Genomic DNA, 6,675 nt, shown 5'->3' on the forward strand with positions numbered 1-6,675 from the left:
ATGTATGTGCAGCATGGCGCTAGAACTACTCGGCAAATATTCGGGTTTCACAAATGATTGAAAAAAGGCCTGGAGAAGTCTCCAGGCCTTATTCATTACTTCACCGTACCACCAGAGCCAAGATCTACCCCAGTTTTCGGGTTGGCGGTTGGATCTGACATCGTTCTCTCTTTCATCTGTTCGAGAGTTTTCTGATCTTTGGATGAGAGTTCAACGGAAGCTGATCCGTCACCGCCGTCGACCGCTGGCTGAGGACTTTCCATATAAATCCAGTCCCCCCCATCATTCCACGACCCCTTCATGTCGCCTTCGCCCTGTGACAAATTGAAGTACGTGTCAGTGAATTCTGGCAAACCTGGAAGCTTTCCTTGCGGGAAGTTCGGCTGAATGGAGTGCAACGCTTTTTCGAAAGACTTCTGGTGGGCGAGCTCACGAGACATCAAGAACTGAAGTGCGTCTTTGATACCTGGGTCATCCGTGACATTGATCAGCCTTTCATAGACTATCTTCGCACGGGCTTCCGCGGCGATATTGGATCTCAGATCGGAAGTTGGCTCTCCAATAGAGTCCACATATGCACCAGTCCATGGTACGCCGGCTGAGTTCACCAACGCGGGACCACCACCGTAGAGTAGCGAGGTAATGTGAGAGTCATTACCGCCACCCGTCAGTGAGCGGTACAGCTCCGCCTCCTTTTCAACGCCTTCTGCGAGTTGACCCTTAGCACCCTTGTTGAGCATGCCGATAATCGTGCCAATAATTTCCAGGTGGCTAAGCTCTTCTGTCGCGATGTCCAGCAGGAGATCTTTACGGCCTGGATCATCTTCAGCGAGGCCTTGAGTGAAGTAGCGCATCGCGGCTGCCAATTCGCCATTCGCCCCACCAAATTGTTCGAGGAGGAGGTTGGCCAGCCCTGGGTTAGGGCCGGCGACTCTTACGGTATATTGAAGTCGTTTATTGTGAACAAACATTATTATCACCTCATCGTGGCGTTTTAACATCCTATGTTGATAGCACCTGCCTGGTTGAAAAGATGGAGGAGTGAGCTTTTAGAAAAGTTCAGCTGACTGGCTCAGTGGAATGAAAACAATGCCGTTCATCTTCTCTTACGAACGATTGCCGAATGACTGCAATCACACAGGTTCTTTTCAGAACATTAAGAGGTGAATGTCATGGCTACGCGTGCTGAGAACCTTTTGGACTGGCTGCGTGATGCGCACGCGATGGAGCAGCAAGCTGAAAAAATGTTGAAGGCCCAAGCGTCTCGGTTAGAGCATTACCCCAAACTTAAAGCTCGGATCGAGGAGCATTTAAGCGAAACTGTGGGGCAGCGTGAGTTGCTCGAAGGGTGCTTGGAACGCCTCGGTGAAAAACCATCAACCGTTAAAGATATAGCTGGCAAGCTCGCGGCGTTTGGCCAAGCTCTTGGCGGCTCGCTGATGAGTGATGAAGTGATCAAAGGTGCGATGAGCGGGTATGTGTTTGAAAATCTCGAGATTGCTTCCTACACCGTGCTGATCGCCGCCGCTAAAGCCGCGGGGGATGGTGAGACTCGCAGGGTCTGTGAGCAGATTTTGGTTCAAGAGCAGGCAATGGCTGACTGGCTGAAGCAGCACTTACCAGAACTGACCCAAGCGTTTTTGGCTCGTTCAGAAGCTCCGGATACCCAAGCAAAACGGTAACGTGGGGGGATTCAAAAACGCTGATATTGATAGCTGTGAAACTCAGTAATCAATGTAATGGTTGCTGAGTTTCGCAGCCTGACTACTCCGGGGATGGGGCGCAGGTAGACAGGTAGATAAGCAATTAATCGAAAGTCGACATGTTCGTAAATCACAAGTTAGATCAAGCAGGTTAGCTTATTAAAAAGACATGTAAAAAACCCGGCGCTGCGGCCGGGCTTTCTCGCTACTGAATCAGTTACTTCTGAGCACGGGCCTGATCGCGGAGTGCTTTGATCTGATCGTGGTTGCGCAGCACACCGTCGTACTGTCGTTGAATGACTGCACGCACGTCCGGAGTTAGATCATTATTCTCCAGCGCCTTGGAGTAGCTCTTCTTGGCTACGTCTTCACCGCGCTCAGCTTCGTTCAGCAATGCAGCATCATCCTTACCGGTGATGGCAGACTTCAGATCAACCCAACGGCGGTGCAAGTCACCGCTCACGCTGGTAGTAGTTTCCGGATCACCGCCAAGGGTACGCACGAGTGCTTGCAGTTCGGCGGCAGCGCCGGAGGTATCAGCTGCGCGCTTAGTGAAGACACCGCGAAGCTGTTCGTTGTTAGTGTTTTCGGCCAGGTCTTTAAAGCCAGCCTCGCCATCCTTGGAAGTCTCGATCAGGTCGTTGAGAATCTTGATGGTTTCTTTATGGATGTCAGTCATTTCCTGTATCTCCAGACGGTAAGCCCAAAGGGGGCTTTAAGGGCAGTAGTGCCAAGCGCAACGTATGCACTTGGTATTTAGGGAGTGCCTACGGAAGAAGGTTCAGGGATTTTCCAGATATGAAATCGGTGTCATGCGAATCGAAACGGCAACGCCAACCCTTCGCTTGGCTAGAAATGCCTCAACACGCTTTAGCTGCTTGGCAAAGCTGTCTGATTAGTGCTCCTGGATAGCGTTGTTCTGAGATCTGTGAGCACAAGGCTGACCAGCGCAGTGTTCTTCAACTGCCTTGCTGTAAATATCCTTGAGCCGACTAAGTTGCCTACGAGGTCATTGCAAAGCAGAGTCATGCCGTTAGGGCTGGACTGAGTATGAATCACGTAATCGCGAGCGACTGAAGATTCAAATTGCTTGATTTGGAAGTTCATAGAAAATGCTCGAGCGGTAGTGAGGCTAAGAGCATTAGCGTTAGCTGACAGTTTCCACGATCTTACGGACGGTAGATATCGATAGTCTTGCGGTCAAAAAATGATTGCACTCCGATATCAAAACACCGCTTATCGGCAGAGCCAAATTTTGACCAGAACATTCAGAGCGTTCTTCATCTCATAGGTTTAGCTGCCACTAAGAGCAGGCGAATAGAGAGGAAGCCTAATGCCCAGATCGCCCTCATTTGTCATTTCGCATTGACCCTAAGGTATGGCAGTTCGAATGCTGAAACTCTTTTCAGCCACCGAGATCGCTGCATTTTTGATTAGTTGGAAATCATTTTGCAGACGAACATCCTCAAACCAACGCTCCATAGGAGATTTCGATATGAAACAGTCCGCTGTATTGCTTGGTACAGCCTTGGCTTTGTTGCTGGGGCTTAGCAACGCCACTCATGCCGCCTCCCAGATAACTCCTGAAGATTTTGCCGAAGAGGCCTCGGCAAAAGGCATTGCTGAGATCGAGACCGGCAAGCTGGCACTCGAAAAGGGCACCCGCGACGAAGTAAAGAAATTTGCGCAAACCATGGTTGATGACCATACCCGCGCGAATGAAGAGCTCAAGGCTCTGGCCGAGAAAAAACAGCTAAAGATTTCTACTGATGCCGACCTGATGAACCAGGCAAAAGCAAAGATTCTGCAGGTGCGTGAAGGTGAGAGCTTTGATGATGCTTACGCCAACAATCAAGTAGAAGCTCACGAGCAGGCGATCGAGCTTTATGAAAAAGCTGCAGCCTCTGAGGATGCCGAGCTCAGCGCTTGGGCCAAGGAGGTGCTGCCGAAGCTTAAACACCATCTGGAAATGGCTCGTGACCTGCGAGAGCTGACTCATCAACGTACTCCTCCAGCGCAGAGTGTCCAGTAGGCGCCGCTCCAAAGAGAGTTTGTTCCTCAAGTAACAGGAGACCCCGATGAAAAGTCGCATCAGCGTTCTGCAACCCTTATTGGCAGCGTTAGCACTCAGCGCCTGCGCCGGCGGCGAGAGCCCCTCAAATGTTGGCGTTGAGGGTAGGCCTACCGAAGTCGATACGCAGTTGCTTGACGCTGGTGCTGCACTGCTGCAATCCCGTCCGCCTGTCGCTGCGTTGAACGCTTATCTGGACGGATTCCATTTCTACAGCGGTCGACCCGACGCGCAGATGGAAGCGCATCATTACTGTTCAATACTCAGCGAAGAGTTGATTCAGTGCGTGATTTACGATGGCAATGTCGAGGACGCCAAACTCATGGGCGTCGAATACATCATCAGCGAACAGCTGTTCAAAACCTTGCCCGAAAAGGAAAAGGCGCTGTGGCACAGCCACGTGCATGAGGTGAAATCAGGTCAACTGATCGCACCTGGCATTGCGCAGACGGCGGAACATGCGCTGATGCGTAAGCTGGTGCGTACCTACGGTAAAACCTGGCATACCTGGCACACCGACCAGCACAAGAGCCTGCCGTTGGGCGTACCTCAGTTGATGATGGGGTTCACTGCCGACGGCCAGGCAGATCCCAAAATGGTTGACGAGCGCGATCAGCGTTTTGGCATCGACAGTAAGCAAAAACGCCTTGATCGTGCCGATATCGAAACACCTGCAGTTGATCCTGGAGCCGATGCTTGGCAGAAAGGCCGGGCATTCCAGATTGACGATCCGACCAATGCCCATGGCGAGCACTGAGGGCGGCCGTTGGCAGGATGAGTGGCTTGGTTAGAGCGACTGTTGTGCACCATCCCCAGTGGCTTCTGGTCGAACAGCACCATCTACTTACTTCGGTCTGGACGCCTCTGGCGAGCCAAAACTCAAGCCGTTGGTCCCTTATGCAAAGAAGTGGCCGAGAGGCTCCAGGCTTCTAAGCCGGAACCTAATCGTATCCATACATACAAGGTAGCGAGCATGCCTGTGCCGAAGAAACAGCCCACTTCCACGTTAAAGCGCGCCGTGACGGGACCAATGTTGATGCTGTTCATTCTCGGCGACGTACTGGGAGCTGGTGTTTACGCCCTGGTTGGCACTATCGCTGGGGAGGTAGGTGGGGCGATCTGGGTGGCACTGCTGGTCGCACTGGGGTTCGCGCTGCTGACTGCTGGATCCTATGCAGAACTGGTGACCAAGTATCCACATGCTGGTGCCTCGGCTGTATTCGCGGCCAAGGCTTACAGGTCTCCGCTGGTTTCTTTCCTGGTGGGCTTTTGTATGCTTGCTGCTGCGGTTACTAGCGCGGCAGGGCTATCGCTGGCATTCGCGGGGGACTATCTGGCTACCTTCGTCGACATCTCGCCGTACATCGCCGCCACGATGTTTCTGATCTTTATCGCGCTGCTCAATGCACGGGGTATCAAGGAGTCGTTGTCGGCAAACGTGGTCATGACCATGGTTGAGCTGTCAGGGCTGCTGCTGGTCATATTCGCCGCTGCCTGGTTTTTCCGTACTGGAGAAGCGGATTTCAGCCGAGTCATCGAATTCAAAGCAGGGGTCAGTCCGGCCTTTGCGGTGCTCGCTGCAGCGCTGCTAGCATTCTACTCATTCGTCGGCTTTGAAACATCGGCCAACCTCGCTGAAGAAATTCGAGATGTGCGCAAAACGTATCCCCGTGCGCTGTTCGGGGCGCTGATCGCTGCCGGGGCGATTTACATGGCCGTCGCCATCGCCGCGGCGGTGGTGATGCCAGTCGAAAACATGGTGAATTCCTCAGCGCCACTGTTGGAAGTAGTAAAAGCCTCGGGCCTCGGGATCCCACCGCAACTGTTCGCCTTTATCGCTTTGATCGCCGTAGCCAATGGCGCGCTGCTGACTATGATCATGGCCAGCCGCCTGGCATATGGCATGGCCCAGCAAGGGCTGCTGCCAAGCGCTCTCGCCAATGTCTTGTCAAAACGCCGTACACCAGGCGTGGCAATCGTGATAACGACGTTGGTGGCCATCGTGCTCACGCTCACCGGTTCGCTGGCGACATTGGCGCAGACAGTCGTTTTACTGCTGTTATTCGTTTTCATCAGCACCAACCTCGCCGTTCTGGTTCTCAGGCGTGACAAGGTTTCAACCGACCATTTTCGTGTGCCCACCTGGGTTCCGGTTCTGGGCATTGCCTCGTGCCTGCTGCTAATGTCGCAACAAGATCTGGAAACTTGGTTTCGAGCGGGGACGCTGCTGTTTGTGGGAGTCGTCGTATATGGCATCACACGTGCTGGCGGCGTAAAACCGCTCAATGCCGACGATTACAACGTTGTGAGCGAGACGGAAAAGTAGGGGGGGGAATGACGCCTTTAAGGTGAGTTAAATGGGGAGTCTTCTGACTGCCGCACTTTACTTCAGGCAATAAAAAACCCGCCGAAGCGGGCCTTTACTGACCAACGCCAACATCCTGTTGGCTCACCATCCTGACTGTGGTCACATCATCCATGACCCTGAGCACGTCCTGTGCTGCAAGGTAGGCATAGATTAAGGCGCCGCTTGGGTTGTCACCAGAGCCACCTTACACAACACCGTGTAAGCCTTTTGCTATACGAGTGGGTGCATGCTGATGGAGCTTGAGCTGAGTACACCGTCGAGGGACATTGGCTTGTCCGGGAACTGGCGATTGGCTGCGCGATGCATCCGTTTGGCTGGCTTTTCCCTTTGATGCCAATAGGTACAGAGCCTCCGTCTTTTACTGAAAACAGGCAGCGCCTCGTCAAGGATGAGCGATCCTTTACAGCACCGATAGCTGTGTAAAAGCGTTCAGTGCTAAAAAAATGCTTAAATTTCGAGGCTTAAAATTTTAATTAATTGAAAATATTAGATATTTTACAAATATCCGTCCAATCCATCATCGGCGCCACGGA

6 protein-coding genes are annotated in these 6,675 nt (G+C 52.5%); 4 read left to right on the forward strand and 2 right to left on the reverse strand.

Annotated elements, in window-relative coordinates; translation table 11 throughout:
• Window positions 1-95: 95 nt before the first annotated feature.
• The gene (locus QRN22_RS15090; protein ID WP_042552951.1) at window positions 96-971 is read right to left on the reverse strand and encodes a manganese catalase family protein; all 876 of its coding nucleotides are present in this window, start codon (window positions 969-971) and stop codon (window positions 96-98) included.
• Between the two features lie 201 nt (window positions 972-1,172).
• Between QRN22_RS15090 and QRN22_RS15095 the strand changes: the two genes are divergently transcribed.
• Window positions 1,173-1,682, forward strand: a complete 510-nt coding sequence (locus tag QRN22_RS15095; protein WP_042552950.1) for a ferritin-like domain-containing protein — start codon at window positions 1,173-1,175, stop codon at window positions 1,680-1,682.
• 238 nt (window positions 1,683-1,920) lie between these two features.
• Here QRN22_RS15095 and QRN22_RS15100 read toward each other — a convergent pair whose 3' ends face one another.
• Window positions 1,921-2,382 (reverse strand): PA2169 family four-helix-bundle protein, encoded by a 462-nt coding sequence (locus QRN22_RS15100; RefSeq protein ID WP_042552949.1) that lies wholly within the window; start codon window positions 2,380-2,382, stop codon window positions 1,921-1,923.
• 816 nt (window positions 2,383-3,198) lie between these two features.
• On the opposite strand from QRN22_RS15100, the gene QRN22_RS15105 reads away from it, so the two are divergent.
• The 3 genes from QRN22_RS15105 to QRN22_RS15115 all read left to right on the forward strand — a co-directional run bounded on the left by QRN22_RS15105 (window position 3,199) and on the right by QRN22_RS15115 (window position 6,100).
• Entirely contained in the window at window positions 3,199-3,735 is a 537-nt protein-coding gene (locus QRN22_RS15105; RefSeq protein ID WP_042552948.1) for a DUF4142 domain-containing protein, read from the forward strand.
• 46 nt (window positions 3,736-3,781) lie between these two features.
• Entirely contained in the window at window positions 3,782-4,531 is a 750-nt protein-coding gene (locus QRN22_RS15110; RefSeq protein WP_042552947.1) for an OBAP family protein, read from the forward strand.
• 216 nt (window positions 4,532-4,747) lie between these two features.
• Complete coding sequence (locus QRN22_RS15115) at window positions 4,748-6,100, forward strand: APC family permease (protein WP_042552946.1); 1,353 nt, start codon at window positions 4,748-4,750, stop codon at window positions 6,098-6,100.
• Window positions 6,101-6,675 lie beyond the last annotated feature (575 nt).

This window comes from Pseudomonas sp. MEJ086 (assembly GCF_030209025.1).
Taxonomy (GTDB): Bacteria; Pseudomonadota; Gammaproteobacteria; order Pseudomonadales; family Pseudomonadaceae; genus Aquipseudomonas; species Aquipseudomonas fulva_A.

What these genes read in the sequence shown, in the direction of transcription:
- QRN22_RS15115 (WP_042552946.1), top strand. Translation starts at nt 4,748, where the DNA reads ATGCCTGTGCCGAAGAAACAGCCCACTTCCACGTTAAAGCGCGCCGTG.
- QRN22_RS15095 (WP_042552950.1), top strand. Translation starts at nt 1,173, where the DNA reads ATGGCTACGCGTGCTGAGAACCTTTTGGACTGGCTGCGTGATGCGCAC.
- QRN22_RS15100 (WP_042552949.1), bottom strand. Translation starts at nt 2,382, where the DNA reads ATGACTGACATCCATAAAGAAACCATCAAGATTCTCAACGACCTGATC.
- QRN22_RS15110 (WP_042552947.1), top strand. Translation starts at nt 3,782, where the DNA reads ATGAAAAGTCGCATCAGCGTTCTGCAACCCTTATTGGCAGCGTTAGCA.
- QRN22_RS15105 (WP_042552948.1), top strand. Translation starts at nt 3,199, where the DNA reads ATGAAACAGTCCGCTGTATTGCTTGGTACAGCCTTGGCTTTGTTGCTG.
- QRN22_RS15090 (WP_042552951.1), bottom strand. Translation starts at nt 971, where the DNA reads ATGTTTGTTCACAATAAACGACTTCAATATACCGTAAGAGTCGCCGGC.